Source organism: Streptomyces sp. NBC_00016 (genome assembly GCF_045040885.1).
In the GTDB taxonomy this organism is placed as follows: Bacteria; Actinomycetota; Actinomycetes; order Streptomycetales; family Streptomycetaceae; genus Streptomyces; species Streptomyces coriariae.
The window spans coordinates 747,630-764,465 of record NZ_CP108304.1; the positions used below are offsets into that span (position 1 = coordinate 747,630).

The 16,836-nt window shown below is 70.7% G+C and carries 20 protein-coding genes and 1 tRNA gene; 7 read left to right on the top strand and 14 right to left on the bottom strand.

Translation table 11 applies throughout. From position 1 onward, the window contains the following. Window positions 1–9: 9 nt before the first annotated feature. Window positions 10–1,062: a sugar ABC transporter substrate-binding protein gene (locus tag OG933_RS03425; RefSeq protein ID WP_405625262.1), complete on the bottom strand. Its 1,053-nt coding sequence runs from the start codon at window positions 1,060–1,062 to the stop codon at window positions 10–12. An 864-nt stretch (window positions 1,063–1,926) separates the two neighbouring features. On the opposite strand from OG933_RS03425, the gene OG933_RS03430 reads away from it, so the two are divergent. From OG933_RS03430 to OG933_RS03440, 3 genes are read left to right on the top strand one after another with little or no spacing between them, the layout of a single operon-like run. Further along, window positions 1,927–2,778: a fumarylacetoacetate hydrolase family protein gene (locus OG933_RS03430; RefSeq protein WP_362521720.1), complete on the top strand. Its 852-nt coding sequence runs from the start codon at window positions 1,927–1,929 to the stop codon at window positions 2,776–2,778. A gap of 11 nt (window positions 2,779–2,789) precedes the next feature. Next, entirely contained in the window at window positions 2,790–4,127 is a 1,338-nt protein-coding gene (locus tag OG933_RS03435; RefSeq protein WP_405625264.1) for an L-fuconate dehydratase, read from the top strand. Next, window positions 4,124–4,882 (top strand): SDR family NAD(P)-dependent oxidoreductase, encoded by a 759-nt coding sequence (locus tag OG933_RS03440; protein ID WP_405625266.1) that lies wholly within the window; start codon window positions 4,124–4,126, stop codon window positions 4,880–4,882. The genes OG933_RS03435 and OG933_RS03440 overlap by 4 nt, the downstream gene beginning before the upstream one ends. Here the strand turns inward: OG933_RS03440 and OG933_RS03445 are convergent. Both OG933_RS03445 and OG933_RS03450 read right to left on the bottom strand, forming a co-directional pair. Continuing rightward, window positions 4,877–5,959 carry a DMT family transporter gene (locus OG933_RS03445; RefSeq protein ID WP_405625268.1) on the bottom strand — a complete coding sequence of 361 codons (1,083 nt, stop codon included), beginning with the start codon at window positions 5,957–5,959 and terminating at the stop codon, window positions 4,877–4,879. The genes OG933_RS03440 and OG933_RS03445 overlap by 6 nt on opposite strands. Continuing rightward, window positions 5,956–6,588 (bottom strand): TetR/AcrR family transcriptional regulator, encoded by a 633-nt coding sequence (locus tag OG933_RS03450; protein ID WP_362521725.1) that lies wholly within the window; start codon window positions 6,586–6,588, stop codon window positions 5,956–5,958. The genes OG933_RS03445 and OG933_RS03450 overlap by 4 nt, the downstream gene beginning before the upstream one ends. Before the next feature lie 156 nt (window positions 6,589–6,744). On the opposite strand from OG933_RS03450, the gene OG933_RS03455 reads away from it, so the two are divergent. Further along, window positions 6,745–7,710 carry a YihY/virulence factor BrkB family protein gene (locus OG933_RS03455; protein ID WP_405625270.1) on the top strand — a complete coding sequence of 322 codons (966 nt, stop codon included), beginning with the start codon at window positions 6,745–6,747 and terminating at the stop codon, window positions 7,708–7,710. Between the two features lie 81 nt (window positions 7,711–7,791). Here OG933_RS03455 and OG933_RS03460 read toward each other — a convergent pair whose 3' ends face one another. Together OG933_RS03460 and OG933_RS03465 are read right to left on the bottom strand one after the other, a co-directional pair. Next, window positions 7,792–8,220 (bottom strand): DUF6003 family protein, encoded by a 429-nt coding sequence (locus OG933_RS03460; RefSeq protein ID WP_405625272.1) that lies wholly within the window; start codon window positions 8,218–8,220, stop codon window positions 7,792–7,794. Window positions 8,221–8,350: 130 nt separating this feature from the next. After that, on the bottom strand, window positions 8,351–9,022 hold the full coding sequence (locus tag OG933_RS03465; RefSeq protein ID WP_267021955.1) for a beta-glucanase: 672 nt from the start codon (window positions 9,020–9,022) through the stop codon (window positions 8,351–8,353). 217 nt (window positions 9,023–9,239) lie between these two features. Here OG933_RS03465 and OG933_RS03470 point away from each other — a divergent pair, with 217 nt between their 5' ends. Next, window positions 9,240–9,470 carry a hypothetical protein gene (locus OG933_RS03470; protein ID WP_054237554.1) on the top strand — a complete coding sequence of 77 codons (231 nt, stop codon included), beginning with the start codon at window positions 9,240–9,242 and terminating at the stop codon, window positions 9,468–9,470. A 186-nt stretch (window positions 9,471–9,656) separates the two neighbouring features. Here the strand turns inward: OG933_RS03470 and OG933_RS03475 are convergent, their stop codons facing one another. Both OG933_RS03475 and OG933_RS03480 read right to left on the bottom strand, forming a co-directional pair. Next, the gene (locus OG933_RS03475; protein WP_405625275.1) at window positions 9,657–9,884 is read right to left on the bottom strand and encodes a DUF2945 domain-containing protein; all 228 of its coding nucleotides are present in this window, start codon (window positions 9,882–9,884) and stop codon (window positions 9,657–9,659) included. A gap of 146 nt (window positions 9,885–10,030) precedes the next feature. Then, window positions 10,031–10,261 carry a hypothetical protein gene (locus OG933_RS03480; protein ID WP_405625277.1) on the bottom strand — a complete coding sequence of 77 codons (231 nt, stop codon included), beginning with the start codon at window positions 10,259–10,261 and terminating at the stop codon, window positions 10,031–10,033. A 47-nt stretch (window positions 10,262–10,308) separates the two neighbouring features. Between OG933_RS03480 and OG933_RS03485 the strand changes: the two genes are divergently transcribed. Both OG933_RS03485 and OG933_RS03490 read left to right on the top strand, forming a co-directional pair. Next, the gene (locus OG933_RS03485; RefSeq protein ID WP_362521731.1) at window positions 10,309–10,665 is read left to right on the top strand and encodes a PRC-barrel domain-containing protein; all 357 of its coding nucleotides are present in this window, start codon (window positions 10,309–10,311) and stop codon (window positions 10,663–10,665) included. A gap of 25 nt (window positions 10,666–10,690) precedes the next feature. Beyond that, window positions 10,691–10,864 (top strand): hypothetical protein, encoded by a 174-nt coding sequence (locus OG933_RS03490; RefSeq protein ID WP_362521733.1) that lies wholly within the window; start codon window positions 10,691–10,693, stop codon window positions 10,862–10,864. Window positions 10,865–10,913: 49 nt separating this feature from the next. Here OG933_RS03490 and OG933_RS03495 read toward each other — a convergent pair whose 3' ends face one another. The 7 genes from OG933_RS03495 to OG933_RS03525 form a co-directional block, all read right to left on the bottom strand. Then, window positions 10,914–11,372 (bottom strand): SRPBCC family protein, encoded by a 459-nt coding sequence (locus tag OG933_RS03495; RefSeq protein ID WP_362521735.1) that lies wholly within the window; start codon window positions 11,370–11,372, stop codon window positions 10,914–10,916. A gap of 240 nt (window positions 11,373–11,612) precedes the next feature. After that, window positions 11,613–12,815 (bottom strand): lactonase family protein, encoded by a 1,203-nt coding sequence (locus OG933_RS03500; protein WP_405625278.1) that lies wholly within the window; start codon window positions 12,813–12,815, stop codon window positions 11,613–11,615. Window positions 12,816–13,004: 189 nt separating this feature from the next. Then, window positions 13,005–13,078: transfer RNA gene (locus OG933_RS03505), tRNA-Met, on the bottom strand. Between the two features lie 163 nt (window positions 13,079–13,241). Further along, window positions 13,242–13,535, bottom strand: a complete 294-nt coding sequence (locus tag OG933_RS03510; RefSeq protein WP_057606782.1) for a hypothetical protein — start codon at window positions 13,533–13,535, stop codon at window positions 13,242–13,244. Window positions 13,536–13,567: 32 nt separating this feature from the next. Beyond that, entirely contained in the window at window positions 13,568–14,242 is a 675-nt protein-coding gene (locus OG933_RS03515) for a maltokinase N-terminal cap-like domain-containing protein (RefSeq protein ID WP_405625281.1), read from the bottom strand. Window positions 14,243–14,283: 41 nt separating this feature from the next. Beyond that, complete coding sequence (locus tag OG933_RS03520) at window positions 14,284–15,219, bottom strand: SMI1/KNR4 family protein (protein ID WP_405625283.1); 936 nt, start codon at window positions 15,217–15,219, stop codon at window positions 14,284–14,286. Between the two features lie 72 nt (window positions 15,220–15,291). After that, a complete protein-coding gene (locus OG933_RS03525) occupies window positions 15,292–16,791 on the bottom strand; it encodes a long-chain fatty acid--CoA ligase (protein WP_362521743.1) in 1,500 nt (499 codons plus the stop codon). Window positions 16,792–16,836 lie beyond the last annotated feature (45 nt).

The following is a 16,836-nucleotide window of genomic DNA, read 5'->3' on the forward strand; positions in this document are numbered from 1 at the left end:
GGCCGGTCGCTAGCCGACGTTGTTGCCCCACAGCGTCTTGTCCTCGACGTTGTCCTTGGTCACCAGCGGCGCGGGCAGCTGGTCCTCGAGACCGTTCGGGATCTCGATGATCGTGGAGTCGTGGTCGGTCTTCCCCGCCTTGAAGGTCTTGCCGTCGGCCGCCGCCTGGGCGTAGTACAGCGCGTACTTGGCGTAGAGGTCGGCGGGCTGGGAGACGGTCGCGTCGATCTGGCCCTTGCGGATCGCGTCGAACTCCTGCGGGATGCCGTCGTTGGAGATGATCGAGATGTGCCCCTTCTGGCCGGCCGGCTTGAGCAGGCCCTTCTGCTCCAGCAGGGCCAGGGTCGGCTGCAGGAACACACCGCCCGCCTGCATGTAGATGCCGTTCAGGTCGGGGTGCTGGGCGAGCAGGCTCTGGAGCTTGGCGGAGGCCACGTCGCCCTTCCAGTCGGTGGGCAGCTCGAACACCTTGATCTTCGGGAACTTCTCCTTCATGCAGGCGGCGAAGGCCTCGGAGCGGTCGCGCCCGTTGATGGAGTCGAGGGCGCCCTGGAGTTCGGCGACCTTGCCCGTGCCGCCGAGCTGCTTGCCGAGGAACTCGCAGGCCTTGGTGCCGTACGCCTTGTTGTCGGCGCGTACGACCATGTAGACGTCACCCTTGTCGGGGCGGGTGTCGACACTGACCACGGGGATCTTCTTCGAGGCGAGCGTGTCGAGCGTGGAGGCGATGGCACCGGTGTCCTGGGGCGCCATGACGATCGCCTTGGCGCCCGTGTTCTGGAACACCTGCACATTGGCGACCAGCTTGGTGACGTCGTTCTGCGAGTTGCTCAGCGGCAGCGCGTTGACGCCGTCGGCCTTGACGTCCTTCTTCACGTAGTCGGCGTAGGAGTTCCAGAAGTCCGAGTCGGAGCGCGGCAGGTCGACGCCGACGGCGGGCTTGTCCGCGCCGCCCGCCGCACCCGAGCTGGTGCTCTCGCGGTTGCATGCGGTGACGAGGGCGAGCGTCACGAGGACGGTGCCGGCGGCTGCGGCGGCGGAACGGGTGCGAGCGAGCTTCATGGCCGTGTGTTTCTCCTTAGCCAGGGCAGGGCGGTGCGCGGCGGCGGCAGAGGCGTCCCGCCCAGTGGGCGGGACGGGAACTCGAACCGTGAAGGTGGCCGCCGCCGAAGGCATGCGCGGACCGTGCCGGCGGGATGGGATGAGGGTGAAGAGGAGGGCCGAGAAAGCGGTACTGAACAGCCGAGAGAGCCAGCGAAGCTGATTCCTCCGATGTATCCGGGACGACGTGGACGTTACGACGGCGTTGCCGACGTTGACAAGAGTCCGTCCCCCAACGATTTCCACGGCAGCGCCCCACATACGGCCACCAGTCCGACCGGCAACCTTGATCGCACCTGTTCGATCGGGTCTGAGCTGGGCTTGTCCTCCGGCGTCCGCTCGGGACGCGACAGGCTCCGGAGTTCACGATTCGGCATGGTCCCGCTCTCGGAGACGATGCCCGGGGGTGACCTGGGGCCGCCGGCGCCACCGCGACGGGTGCATGAAGCGCCTCGGCGGTGGCCGGCCGTCGCCGCCGAACGGAAGAGGCCGTCGATCCGTCGCGCGACGCACTCGGCGGCAATTCGTCCGATGGGACACGCAGGGGTCGCGAGGCTTCCCCGACGAATGCGGACAAGTTCCTGTGCGCTTCGGTGAGAACGACCGGATCACGACGGATACATCCGAGGACTGCATTGCCCAGACGCTGATGAGCCTTTACAGTCACGGAGTCGTCATTCCTCCGATGAATGCTGGTCGAGTCCAGACCGTGCGCGTGATCCGGCCGGTGACCTGCGCGAAGAGGCCTGCCCTGCTCGCCCGGCGGCTCTTCACGGCACGGGAGCGCACTCGCGGACGAAGCACCCATGACAAGGGAGTTGCTCAGTGAAACTGCTACGCGTCGGCCCCCCGGGAGAGGAGCGACCCGCGGTCCGCGTCGACGACGACCGGTTGCTGGACCTGAGCCCGGTGACCCCCGAGATCGACGGCGCCTTCCTCTCCTGTGGCGGTGTCGACCGGGCGCGCGCGGCCATCGAGGCCGGCGCTCTGCCGGAGCTCGACGCCGAAGGCCTGCGGGTCGGCGCGCCCGTCGCCCGGCCGGGAAAGATCGTCTGCGTCGGTCTGAACTACCGCGACCACGCCGCCGAGACCGGGGCCGCGATCCCGGCTCGTCCGGTGGTCTTCATGAAGGACCCGGGCACCGTCGTCGGCCCCTGTGACGAGGTGCTGGTCCCGCGCGGCTCCCGGAAGACCGACTGGGAGGTCGAACTCGCGGTCGTCATCGGACGGCGTGCCCGCTATCTGTCGGGCCCCGAGGAGGCGCCGGGGGTGATCGCGGGATACGCGGTCAGCCACGACGTCTCCGAGCGGGAGTTCCAGCTCGAGTACTCGCCGCAATGGGACCTCGGCAAGTCCTGCGAAACGTTCAACCCGCTGGGCCCGTGGCTCGTCACCGCCGACGAGGTCACCGACCCGCAGGACCTGGGACTCCGGCTGACCGTCAACGGCGTCAAGCGCCAGCACGGCCACACCCGCGACATGATCTTCCCGGTCCACCACCTCGTGTCGTACCTGAGCCAGTACATGGTTCTGGAGCCGGGTGACGTGATCAACACGGGTACGCCCGCGGGTGTGGCCCTCGGCCTGCCCGGCACTCCCTACCTCCGTCCCGGCGACACCGTCGAGCTCGAGATCGACGGGCTCGGCGGCCAGCGGCAGACCTTCGGCCAAGCGTGAAAGGCACCCCCTTGTCTGCAACTCCCGCCCGGATCATCTCGGTCGACACGCACGACATCCGCTTCCCCACCTCCCGGAACCTGGACGGCTCCGACGCGATGAACCCGGACCCCGACTACTCCGCCGCCTATGTGGTGCTGCGCACCGACGCCGGCGACGGGCTCGAAGGGCACGGCTTCACGTTCACGATCGGGCGCGGCAACGACGTCCAGGTCGCGGCGATCGGCGCCCTGCGCCCACATCTCCTGGGCCGTTCCGTCGAGGAACTGTGCGCCGATCCGGGATCGCTCAACCGTGACCTGATCGGCGACAGCCAGCTGCGCTGGCTCGGCCCCGAGAAGGGCGTCATGCATATGGCGATCGGGGCGGTGGTGAACGCGGTGTGGGACCTCACCGCCAAGCGGGCCGGGCAGCCGCTGTGGCGTCTGCTCGCCCACGCCGACCCCGAATGGCTGGTCTCCCAGGTCGACTTCCGCTACATCGCCGACGCCCTCACCCCCGAGGACGCCCTGACCCTGCTGCGGGACGGACGGGCCGGGCTCGCCGAGCGCGAGGCGGCCCTGCTGGAACGCGGCTATCCCGGGTACACCACCTCGCCGGGCTGGCTCGGCTACTCCGACGAGAAGCTCACCCGACTCGCCAAGGAAGCGGTCGCCGACGGCTTCACCCAGATCAAGCTCAAGGTCGGCGCCGACCTGGCGGACGACATCCGGCGGCTGCGCACCGCCCGCGCCGCCGTCGGTGACGGCATCCGTATCGCCATCGACGCCAACCAGCGCTGGAACGTCGGCGAGGGGATCGAGTGGGTCCGGGCCCTAGGGGAGTTCGACCCGTACTGGATCGAGGAACCCACCAGTCCGGACGACATCCTCGGCCACGCGGCCGTGCGTGCGGGCGTCGCGCCCGTGAAGGTCGCCACCGGTGAGCACGTCCAGAACCGCATCGTCTTCAAGCAACTGCTCCAGGCCGGCGCCCTCGACGTCCTCCAGATCGACGCCGCTCGCGTCGGCGGCGTCAACGAGAACCTGGCGATCCTGCTGCTGGCCGCGAAGTTCGGGGTGCCGGTGTGCCCGCACGCCGGCGGTGTGGGGCTGTGCGAGCTGGTGCAGCACCTGTCGATGTTCGACTACCTGGCCCTGTCCGGCACCACCGAGAACCGGGTCATCGAGTACGTCGACCACCTCCACGAACACTTCGTCACACCGGTGGTGATCCGCGACGGCCACTACACCGCGCCGCTGTCCCCCGGCTTCTCCGCCGCGATGCATCCCGGGTCCCTCGCCGAGTACCGCTACCCCGACGGCACCTTCTGGGCCGCCGACCTCGCCGAAGGGGACGCGACCTCATGACCGGGCTCTCGGGTCTCAGGGCTCTCGTGACCGGTGGCGCGTCCGGCATCGGACTGGCCACGGCAGGACTGCTGGCCGAGCGGGGCGCCCGCGTCGCCGTACTCGACCGGGAACCCGCCGGGGTGCCACGGCCGTTGCTCGCGCTCAAGGCCGACGTCACGGACGACGCCTCGGTACGGGCCGCGGTGGAGGAAGCGGCCGGGCGGTTCGGCGGCCTGGACATCCTCGTCAACAACGCGGGCATCGGTGCCGCCGGAACCGTCGAGGACAACCCCGACGAGCAGTGGCACCACGTCCTGGACGTCAATGTGATCGGCATGGTGCGCACGACCCGTGCGGCCCTGCCGTATCTGCGGCACTCGTCCCGTGCCGCCGTGGTCAACACCTGCTCCATCGCCGCCACGGCGGGCCTGCCGCAACGCGCCCTGTACTCCGCCGGCAAGGGCGCCGTGCTGTCGCTGACCCTGGCGATGGCCGCCGACCACGTCCGCGAGGGCATCCGCGTCAACTGTGTCAACCCCGGCACCGCCGACACCCCCTGGGTGGCCCGGCTGCTGGACGCCGCCGACGATCCCGAGGCCGAACGCGCCGCGCTGCACGCCAGGCAGCCGACGGGCCGGCTGGTCACCGCGGACGAGGTCGCCGCCGCCATCGTCTATCTCGCGAGTCCGGCCGCCGCCGGTGTGACCGGCACGGCGCTGGCCGTCGACGGCGGTATGCAGGGGCTCCGGCTCCGCCCGGCCGCCGGGTCATGAGAGGTCGTTCGGCGCCGACGCCGGCGCCGGCGGCATCGGCGACGAAGCGGCCCGAGTCGGGGACGCGCTGGCGGTCGGTGGAGCGGCACCGGTCGGTGGAGCGGCACGCGTCGGTGGAGCGGCACGCGTCGGTGGAGCGGCACGCGTCGGTGGAGCGGCACGCGTCGGCGCGGTGAGTACGGCGAGGCAGCCGACGACCAGGGCGATGCCGGTCCAGCCGAGCGGGGGCAGGCGTTCACCGACGACCAGGACGGCGAGCACGGCTGCGACGGCGGGTTCCAGCAGCGAGAGCGTGGTCGCGGTGCTCGCCGGGACGTGTGCCAGACCCCAACCGAACAGGACGTAGCCGGTGAACATCGGAACCAGGGCCATATAGGTGCCGACGGCCGCGTTGGACCAGGAGTCGAGCAGCGGGGCGCCGGTGGCCGTCAGCACGGGCAGAAGCAGCAGGCCGCCCAGCCCGAAGACGGCACCCATGGCCGCGCCGGAGGTGACCCCGCGGCTGATCAGGCGATGGGCCGCCCAGGAGTACAGGGCGTAGGTGAAACCGGCCACCAGGCCCAGCCCCACGCCGAGCACGGTCGCCCGCACCGAACGGGCGCCGGGTCCGGAGTGCGCCTGGGCCGCTTCGGCCATGCACAGCAGAACGGTTCCCGACAGGCCCAGAGCGGCGCCGGTCATCCAACGGCGTGTCAGGCGGCGTTTGTCCACGGCGCGTTCGATGAGGGCCGACGCGAGAGGGGCCGAGCCGATCGACACCACGGTGCCGACGGCGACCCCGGCCAGGTGCATGGAGGTGTAGAACGCCGGCGGATAGACGCCCACCGCCAGCGCGCCGAGCACGACCACTCCGCGCCGCGCGCGCAGCGCGGACATCTCCCGTGCGATACGAGGGGCGGCGACGAGGGCCTGGAGGAGTCCGCCCAGGCCCATGGCCACGGCCCCGATCGCGAGGGGTCCCACGGCGGGTGCGAAGGTCGCGGCGGTACCCGTGGTGCCCCACAGCACCGACGCCACGAGCACGCACAGCGAGCCCGCGCCCACCGAGCCGACCGCGGGTCCGGTGGACCGCGTCACAGCCGGTCCAGCAGGTTCGCCGCCATGGTCCGCGCATGCTGCAGCCGCGTGCCCGCGCCCTCCAGGCCGGCCCGTGCCGTCGCGCCCTCCAGCAGGAACGACAGATGCTCCGCCCACGCAGCGGCCTCCTCGGGCCGGTCGGGCAGGAGTTCCCCGAGATGCCCGCAGAGCAGGGACTCGACCTCCTCCTTGTGCCGGCGCACCACGTCCCGTCCCTCGTGCCCGGCGGGCAGTTCGGCAGCCGCGTTCAGCAGCCCGCACCCCCGAAAGCCGTGCTCGTAGGCGAAGGCGGCGTGATCGGCGTAGGCGTCGAAGACGGCCAGTACGCCACCGCGAGCGTCCCCGACCCCTTCGAGCCGCCGCCGGTACAGGCCCAGCCACTCCTCGTGCCGCGCATCGAGGTAGGCCATCACCAGGTCGGCCTTCGAGGAGAAGTTGTTGTACAGACTCATCTTCGCCACACCCGCCTCGGCGGTGATCGTGTCGATCCCCGTCGCCGACACGCCGTCCGCGTAGAAGCGGCGCGCGGCGGCGGCGAGCAACCGTGCGCGCGCCTTGCCGGGCACCTTGCCTGGCGCCTTTTCGGGCCCCTTGCCGGGTCGCGACGCGGCGGTGGGGGTGTCACTCATTCCGTTCCCTCCCAGATTCTAGGTAGGTCAGTCTACCTAGAACTGCCCGCACGACGCGCCGCGATTCTTGCCGAACCGATCCCGGCGGCGTGCGTGATCGAGGTTCACGGGGCAATCGGACAGGGAGCGATCGCGCGAGAAGGGAGCGTCAACGTCATGGGAACCACCGTCCGCGTCCCCCAGACCCGGGACATGATCGGGGAGGAACTCTCCGGAGACGAGGCGTTCACCGCGCTGCGCCACTACGGAGGGCTGCGGCTGCTGACCGACTCCTTCGCCCGGTTCCGTTACGCGGACGGCTTCACCAACGCGCGGGCGCTCGCCTTCCAGGTGGTGCTGGGCCTGGTGCCGTGCACCGTGGCGCTCGTGGGGCTGGCCACCTCGGTGCACACGGAGGGCGTGGGCCGGATCATCGAACTCACCCTCGGCCGGATCGTGCCGGGAGCCAGCGCCGGCATCGTCGAGGACGCCTTCGACGGGACGCGGCGCAGCGCCCACGGCGACATGTGGAGCACGCTCGCCCTCTGGCTCGGGCTGGCGTTCGCCCTACTGAACCTCGCCTCGGCCATGGGACAGATCGAGCGGGGCGCCAACCGGATCTACGGCATCGAGCGCGACCGCTCCTTCCCGCGCAAGTACGGCCGGGCGCTGATCCTGGCGCTGTCGGCCGGTCTGCCCCTGGGGCTGGGGTTCGTCGTACTCGTGGCCGGCGAGGCCGTCGGCGACGCGATCGCGGACACCGCGGGGTGGGAGGGCGGTGGGCCGCACTGGTGGGGCGTGCTCGACATCCCCGTGGGACTCGCGCTGGCCTGGGTGGCCTCCGCCGTGATCTTCCGGTGGTCGCCCCGTCGGATGCAGCCGGGCTACACCTGGCTGGCCTTCGGCTCCGCCGTCCATCTCCTGCTGTGGATCGCGGCCACGTGGCTGCTCGCCCTGTACGTCGAGAAGAGCGGTGCCTTCGGTGCCCTGTACGGGCCGCTCACCGCGTTCATCGCCCTGCTGCTCTGGGCCAACCTCACGGCCGTCGCGCTCTTCCTCGGTATCGCGTTCGCCGCGCAGCTCGAAGCGGCCCGGGCCGGCGTCGAATCGGCCGTGCGGCCGGACCCCGGCCCGGGGGCGTGACGCGCCGCTTCACGCCCTCCGCCCAGGTCGGCCGCCCGTCGCCCGACCGCCGTCGCCCACGACGTGCGTACGGCCGGCGTGTCACCGACCGCCGGCCGCCGCGGTCACCGTCGCGGGATCCACACCGGTCAGTTCCACGACGCGGTGCGGCGGCACGCCGGCGGCCAGTGCCCGTCCGATCAGCTCGTCCCTGCCGTCGGCACAGTCGCGATAGGCGAGCAGCTCCTCCTCGACCCGGGTGTGCGCCGCCGACGCCATCCGATGCCGCACCCGGCTCAGTTCCTCCTCGCTCAGCGGGACCGGCAGCCGTTCCGCTCCCTCGGGAACGGCCGTCCTCTCCTCCGGCGGCACGAGTCGCAGACGGGGGGACGTCGCCGTGCTTCCCTGCGCGTTCAGCCACGCGCGTACCGCCGTGGTGCCCATGCAGGCGAGGTCACCGACGGCGGCCGGAGCCACCCCGAGCGGCACGTCGGCGTCGTCCAGCAGAAACAGGTAGGCCTCGTCGGTCATGCTCGGCTCCTTCTCGACGGGAGACATCCGGCCACCACGGTGAGGGGCCGATCGACGTCCCTCTACCCCACCGCACCCGGATTACCGCCGGCGCTCTCGTCGACGCCACCGTCCCGTCGCCCCCCACCTGTCAGGGGCCGGAGCCCCGGTCCACGGCACGGCGCACCACCAGGCTCTCCACCCCGTACGACAACTCGGTGGCGGCGTCGTCCGGAGGCGGGTGGTAACGGCCCGCGCACACCGAGAGGTTGACGATGAGGTAGGCGTGCCAGGAGGACCCGACACCCCGTCCGTCGGCGAAGATCCGCTCGCCGTTCAGCGACCAGACCACGCTGCGCCTGCCGAAGGTCACGCTCAGATCGATGACACCACCGGGGCTGACGGCTTCGTCGCGCACATAACTGTGGCCCTCGCGTACGTGGTTGCTCAACTCCAGAAGGTCGGGGTTGTCCGGGTGGTACTCGAACACGTCCACCTCGTTGCCTCCGTCCCGCCAGGTCCAGATCGCCGGCCAGGAACCCTGCCCGGTGGGCAGGCGCACCCTGGTGTCGAGGCGGTCTCCGGTGCGGACCATGAAGCCCTCCGCACTCTCCTCGGTGGTCAACAGGCCCGCGTCCCACAGGCCGTCGGCTCTGCGCGTGGCGCGGAACGTGCCGGTGCGGGAGTACGAGGGGTCGGCCGTGAGGTGGTCCAGTTTGTTGTCGCCGGGATTGGTGGGACCGCCGTCGGGATAGGCCCAGGAACGGCCCGCCACCCACTGACGGTCGGAGGAGAAATCAGCGGTGAAGACGACTGCGCTCACCCGAGGCCTCCCTCTGTCGCCGGATACGGCATCACATGCCGGATTTCTCCCCAGCGCAGCCTCGGCCATGCGATGCCCGAATTCGCCCGACCCGCGATTCACCCGTTCGGCGTAGAGCACGCGCGGGGCGTGGACCGGGCGGCGTGCGTACCGGGCGCGCGCCCACTCCACCGTTGCCCCGCATGCGCTTGCTCGGCGAGGGGCGCACGCTGTTGCCATGGGCCTAGCGCACCCCGTCGTGATCTACCCACCCGCCGCGGACGGCGGGCGACGGGTGCGCGCCGGTGACCACTTCCTGGGGATGGCGTACGGCCTGCTGGACGTCGCAGAGTTCCTGCGCGAGACCGGGTTGAACGATGCCGACGAGGCCTACGTCGAGTCGTCCCCACTGATCGAGTGGCGAGGCGGCGGCCCAAAAACCTGGGAGCACGGCCCGGACCGCCGATAAGCCCGTCGCCGGGAACGGCTCGGGCTGCCGGGCGGCGATGTCAAGTCGGTGACCCTGGAGACCGCGTTGCAGGCGTTCGTGTCGTGTTGTCGCGGGTCAATTCTTGGGATCGTGGCCCCAGTTTGATGGCGGGGAAGCAGCAGGCCGCCGCCCGTGACGAGACCGTCGACACATTCCACGAGGTGGTCAGGACCGGCCGCCCTTCTTGCGCAGGGCACCCGGCCTGTGCACGGCGGAGCGGCCGGTCCTGTCGCTCTCCACCTCGTACTGCGGCTCCTCACGCGAGGCGTCGACCGTGCGGCCGGCCGCCTCCGTACGGTCGGTGATCTTCCTCTTCACCTTCCCGGTCACGTTCTGGCCGTGGCTCTTCCACGAGACCTTGTCGCCCTTGCTCGGGCCGTCCTTCTTCGGCATGGCGTTCTCCTCGGACCGAATGCCGCGCCTGGGCCCGGCCGATACGAGTGGTCGGTCGTCACTCCCAGACTCGCGCCACCGGCTCGTTCACGCATCCGCACACGGCGGACGGCCCCGATCATCCGGGTTTCCGGCCGGGCACCGGGTCAGCGTGCCGGGGTACGCCGCACCACCTTGCCCGCTCCGTCCGCCTCCAGGGCCGCCGTACCTTCGGGGCCGGTCACGGTGACCCTGATGGTGAGCGAGCCGGTGAGCCCGCCGACGGTGAGCTGCCCGGTCTGCGGGGTGTCGACACCGAGCGTGGAGGTGGCTTCCTCGACCAGGGCGGCGAACACGACCGACAGCAGGCGTTCCTTGCGGCCGTGGCGTGTGCGCATGACATCGGAGAAGCGAACGCGGGTACCCGCACCTGCGGGGGTAGCTGATGTTCGAGCCAAGCGATATCCGTGAGTGGCGCGGTCACGACGTGGTGGACCCGCAGGGGCACAAGATCGGCATCCTGGAGTCGGTCTACGTGGACACCGGGACGGACCTGCCCAGCTTCGCCACGGTGACGGTCGGGCTTCCCACCCGTCGCCGTCTGGTGTTCGTGCCGCTCCTCGGCGCGACGGTCGGTCCGGGCTACCTGAAGGTCGCCCACGACAAGAACGCGGTGAAGAAGGCCCCGTCGATCGATGTCGACGGCGAACTCCCTGCCCCGGAGGAACCGAAGATCTTCGCGCACTACGAACTGGACTACGCGCCGGGCGCCGGCGGCGAGCGTCGCCTCGCCCGTCGCTGACACGTCGAGGCCGCCGGGAGAGCAAATGAGCCTGTTTCTGTTTCTGATCCTCGTGGCCCTCGTCCTGGGCATCATCGGATTCGCGGTCCACGGGCTGTTCTACCTGCTGATCATCGGCGCCTTGGTCCTTCTCGCCGCTCTCTTCTACGCCGGGGTACGGTTCCGCCGCGGCGGAAGGAAACACCGTATCGCCCGTTGACCGGCGCTTCCCCGGACGGGGAAACGCCGCCGACGACGCCATCGGTCCGTCAGCGGGGCACGATCGCCGCCTCGGCCGCCGTCTTGATACGGGAACCGAAACCGGGGGCGTCCTTGCGGGCGGCGGCGAGCGCCAGGCCGACGAGGAGCTTGCCCAGCCCGTGGCCTTCGAGAACGTTGAAGATACGGACCCGGGTTCCGCCGCCGGGCAGCGGCTCCAGGTCGTAACCGCCCTCACGTACCGTCACGGTGTTCTTCGAGGCCTCGGCCCACCGGATCTTCACGGGCGCTTCGAGAGCCGTGATGCGGAACTCTCTGGCGGTCTTCATCCCGGCGTCCTTGACCGTGCTCCGGAAGACGGTGCCCACCGAGGTCGGGGCATCGGGAATCCGCTCGATCTTGAGCACACGGGGGCTGAACTGCGGATCGTTGCGCCCGTCGGCGAGGTAGGCGAACACCTCCTCGACAGCCCGATCGACCTCGACCGTCGCTTCGAACTGTCCTGACATGAGCACTCCTCATCGGTCGAGTCGCACGCGCGCGAAGGCCACGCCGTACCGCACGTCACTTCGCAGCGGTACCGCGACCCCATGGGACCATCGAACACCCCGCGCGGCAATCGGCCATTCTCCGCGAGGCGGGCGCGGCGGGGAGCGCCGACACCCTTGCGAGCCGGGCAGGCGTCCGGAGAAACGCCCCGAGCACGCGCGTGCGCGGGCCCGGGGCGTTCTGCCGCGGAGGCAGCTTCGTTACACCGCGGCGATGCCCTCCATGCCGGATTCGGCGAAGGCGGGCAGACCGGTGACCGTCGTGACCTTGGTGAGTGCGCCGTTGCGGCCGACCCTGAAGCCGTCCACGGTGCCCGAGGTGGCGTTCTGGACGTAGACGAACTTGTCCTCGGCCACGGCGATGTCGATGACGCCCTGGGACTTCCCCGACGGAGCGGTGGCGATGCCGGCCTCATTGGTCAGGGCGAGTCGGCCGTGCGGGCCCGTCCGGTAGCCGGTGACCGTCGAGTTGCCGGTGTTGCCCCCGTAGAAGAAGTCACCCGCCCGCTCCAGCCAGCACAACGTGTCCTGCCCGTTGGGCAGGGACCTCTGCACGATGTCCAACGCACCGTTGCGCCGCACGCGGTAGGTGGTGACGGTCGATTGGGCGGCCTCGGCGACCAGCATGCGGCCGGCCTTGTCGAAGGTGACGGCGAACGGCACCATGCCCGCGGACCCGGTCACCACGGGTTGCGCCGCCGGGCGGCCGTCACGGCCCACGGGGAAGACCTCTATGGTGTTCGCCGACTTGGTCGTGACCACCAGGTTCCGGCCGTCCGGCGTGAACGCGACCTGGCCCGGCGAGCTGCTGAACAACGGCACGCTCCCGTTCTCGAGCCCCAGGCCGCGGTGGGATCCGCTCAGCGGCTTCAGCCCCTTCGAAGTGATCCTGTATCCCTGGATACTTCCGGCGCCACCCGCGTTCAGCACGTACGCCAGGTCGCCCGAGACCGCGATGCCCGCGGGGAACCGGCCTCGCGCGGAGACGGTCTGGCGATCCGTCAGCTTCCGGCCGTGCACCGCGAAGGATGTCAGCGTGCCGCTGCCCGCGTTGACCGCCAGCAGCCGGCCGGAACGCGGGTCGTAGACGAGACTCCCCTGCGAGGCAAGGGAGTCGGTGGGCGCGTCGACCTGGTCCCCGCCCAATCCTCCGGTCGCGTACTCCCCCGCGGCGGTCAGCTTGCCGTCGTCGCCTCGGCGGAAGACATGGATCGTGTTGCCCGCGAGCTCGTTGCCCTGGACGAAGACGGCGTGGTCGGCCTTCGGCGCGGTGGCGGCCGGTGAAACCTGGTCTGCGGAGGCGACGTTGACGGTCGCGACCACGGCGGCGACGGCCACCGTGCCACCGCCGAAGACGGTCATCCTCTTCCGAAGCTTCGACCTGCGTTTGTTGTGCCTGCTCACGTGCGGCTCCTCGAGTCCGGGGGCTTGCGTGACCAGAGTTGCCGAAGTGACAGCAGTGCTGAAGGTGTCCGAGGCTCACGTCAGAGTCCCGTAAGAACCGCGCCCTGACGTTCGGGCCGCCGCGGCCCGTCGGCATCACGCCGCAACGCAGGACCGGGCCCGCCGCGTGTGCGGCGGGCCCGGTCTTCGTGGCCGAGGCGGGATTTGAACCCGCGACCTCTGGGTTATGAGCCCAGCGAGCTGCCTACCTGCTCCACCCGGCGACCTTCACTGTAGGACGCCGAGGCCGTGGCGGGCCAAGGATTTATCGGCCCCTGCCACGGCGGACGCCCCGGACAGGCGGAGGGCCCGAGACTTCAGCCCGCAGCCCGCAGCCCGCAGCCCGCAGTCCACAGTCCACAACCGTCAGCCCTCAGGCGTTGGCCCTCAGGCGTTGGCGTGGCGACGCGTGGCCGTCCTTCGCGGGGCGGCGTGGTGCACGGACCTGCCCTCGCCGGCCGCCTGCTGACGCCACAGCCACAGCGAAGTCACGGACAGGAGACCGGCGAAGACCACCAGGAAGAGCACCGACACCCACATCTGCCGACTCCCGGGATCGTCCCATCCCGTCCAGACAGCCGATGCGGCCCACAAGGCCGCACCGCCCGCGTAGACAGGGCGGATGCGCCGCAGCTGCCGGACGGCACGCACGGATTCGACGTGATCAGTTTTCTGTGCCATGTGGGCCCAGGTACCCCGATCCGCGCTCTTCATCAGTGTTCGGCCGACGATGTGCCGTTGTGCAGGACGACGAAGAGTCCCCGCGCGCGAGTGCCGTCCGGGAGTGCCCAGGAGCCGGCGACATGGCCGACCGCCCGTGCAGGCGGCAACGGCTCGTTGTCCGGGACAGGTCGCAGGACCCGGTGCAGGCGGAGTGTCGTGCCCTGCGGTGCGGGCAGCTCGGTGCCCTGTGGGTCGTCCGCGGCGCCGGCCATGGAGCCGGTGGGGGTGGCACCGTCACCGGTACAGGAGCGGGTGACCTCCCGGTCGGGGACATCGCTGGTGTTCTGGTCCTGGGCCTGGACCCGGCCCTCGATGAGCGCCGCCAACTGGGCGACCAGCACCGGGTCGTGGCAGCCGTCGTAGGCCCAGCGCCGCCCCAGCACCCCGTGCTCCATGATGCCGACGAGGGCGTGTTCCGCCCCTTCGAGCGGTGCCCCGCGATAGGTCAACGGCACGAGATAGGTGACCGGACGGCTGCCGGAGGTATCGGTGACCACGAGGAACTCGATCCCGACCTCGCCCTCGGGGTCGTCCAGCCGGAAGCCCCCGGCCTTGGCCAGTTCTGGTCCGCCCGTGCCGCCCGCGTACCAGGGCCGGGTGGGCAGCCAGGAGGTGAGCAGTTCCAGCTTGGTCGGCTCGAGGACAGTGCGGTGGATGACGGCCATGCCGAGGTTCCTTAGTCGTGGGGCGGATGTGCCGGGACAGGTCAGGCGGACCGGTCGTCGTCTGTGGGTGCGTTCCAGGCCGCCAGGGGCGTTCCGACCGCGGTCGTCACCTGAAGCACCTCGCACCCCATGAGCGCAACGGCGGCGAAGAGACGCTGCCGAACCCGTTCGCCGTCTTCGGGCGGAAAGGCGATCCGGATCCGGTGGGGGCGGTCCGCGTCGTAGGTGAGATGCCAGTCGGTGTCGACGGTCGCGAAGTGGTCCTGTCCCAACTCGCCGTCCTCGGAGTACCACGACCCCCGGTCGACGGTGGGAGCCAGTGCGTCGCGCAGGATCCGCAGGCACTCGGCGGCAACGCGAGGGCCTTCGGACAGTCGCAGGCAGCGGTGCGTCCGGGCGCGGAAGGTGTTGAACCACGGTGCCAGGTCCGGCTCCATGTCCGCGAGCAGGTGGGAGCCGACGTGGCCGCCGACCCATCCGGCGAGGAACTCGGCCGCGCCCATGTGATGCGTCTCGTGCCGGCCCTCGCTGCTCCACACCACGACCGGCCACTCGTCGGGAGCCCCACCGGTGAGCCAGCACAACCGGTCGGCGTCCATCGTCGTGCCCCAGATCAACAGCTCCGCCGGACCGGCGTCCGAGGCCCGGTGCGAGGGATGCGGGTGGCGCTCACGCTCCCGCACGGAAGGTGCGGGAGGAACGGGAGGTGCGGGAGGAACGGGAGAATTGAGGTCGGCCGCCTGCCGTTCGATGCCGTTGTGCCTGCTCGTGCCGAACGGCGTGCGGAGGTAGAGGAAGTCACAGAACTCCCCCCAGCCGTAGGCCTCCACGAGCCGTCGGTAGTCGGCGGGCAGCCGACTGCCGATCCTGTCCTGCACGGCGGCCCAGTCCCCGGAAGCGTCCACCGGTTCGGCCGGTGGTGCCACGAGCCGGACCAGTCGCTCACAGCCCGTGGCGGCAGCCTCCCCATCAGCCATGGGGGCAGCGTAGTCAATCTCCCCGCCGGCTCCTCACCGGCCTCGACCTCGGACTCGGTCTCCGCCCCGGTCTCAGCCCCGGCCCGGTCCGACGGGCGCGGTGATCTCCCGCTTGAGGATCTTGCCGCTGGGGCCGGTCGGCAGGGTGTCCACGAGCCACACCTCACGCGGGTACTTGTATGCCGCCACCCGGCTCTTGACGAACTCCCTCAGCTCGTCGGGGGTGGCATGGGCGCCCGGGCGCAGGACGACCGCGGCTGCGATCTCCTCGCCCAGGTGGGTGTGCGGCACGCCCACCACGGCGGCCAGGGCGACGGCCGGGTGCTCGTGCAGGACCTCCTCCATCTCCCGCGGATAGACGTTGTAACCGCCACGGATGATCATGTCCTTCTTGCGGTCCACGATGTACAGGTAGCCGTCCTCGTCCTGCCGCGCGAGGTCGCCGGAGCGCAGCCAGCCGTCCGGCATGGCGGTCGCGGTCTCCTCGGGGCGGTTCCAGTAACCCTTCATCACGTTCGGGCCGCGCACGGCCAGTTCGCCCACCTCGCCCGGAGCCACGTCCTGGCCCTTGTCGTCGAGCAGCCGCACCTGCACATCACGGATCGGCGTGCCGATGGAGCCGGCCTTGCGCGGCCGGTCGGGGTGGTTGAAGGTGACCACCGGGCTGGTCTCGGACATGCCGAAGCCCTCCAGCACCGCACAGCCGAAGCGCCGCTCGAAGCCGTGCAGGACCTCCACCGGCAGCGAGGCCCCGCCGGATATGCACATCCGCAGCGTCGACACGTCCACCTCGGACGGGTGCTGGAGCAGCGCCGCGTACATCGTGGGAACGCCCTCGAAGACCGTGGCCCGGTCGCGGGCGATGGCGTCCAGCACCGTCTGCGGTTCGAAGCGGGGGATCAGCGTCAGGGAGGCGCCGGCGCGGACGGCCACGCTCATCGTGCAGATCTGGCCGAAGATGTGGAACAGCGGCAGACAGCCCACCACCACGTCCTGAGGTGTCATGCGCTGGACGTGGACCGTGTTGACCTCGGTGTTGTGCCGCAGCCCGCCGTGCGTGAGCGTGGCGCCCTTGGGGCGACCGGTGGTGCCGGAGGTGTACAGGAGTACGGCCACGTCGTCGACGCCGGTCTCGGCCACCTCGGACAGCGGCTCGTGCCCGGCCAGCAGCGCGCCGAAGGCCGCTGGTTCGACGGCCAGGTGCCGCACACCGGCGGCGGCCGCGCCCTGCGCGCCCTCCCCCGGGGCCTGGTGCCATTCGAACAGCAGCACCGCCCCGGAGTCGTCGAGGTGGTACTCGGTCTCCCGCGTCTTCAGCAGCGGGTTCATCGGTACGACGATCCCCCCGGCGCGGAGCACCCCGTAGTACAGGACGACGAACTCGGGAACGTTGGGCAGCATCAGGGCGACCCGGTCCCCCGGGCGCACGCCCTCGGCCCGGAGCAGCGCGGCGGCGCGGGCGCTGCGCTCGTCCAGCTCCGCGTAGCTGGTGACCTGCTCGCCCAGGCGCAGCGCGGGGCGTCCCGGCTGCCGCTGTGCCGTCTCCACCAGGAACTGCGCCAGATTGGCCATGACCCGCCTCCACGAACGTCACCGTTGAAATCCGCTGTTCACCTG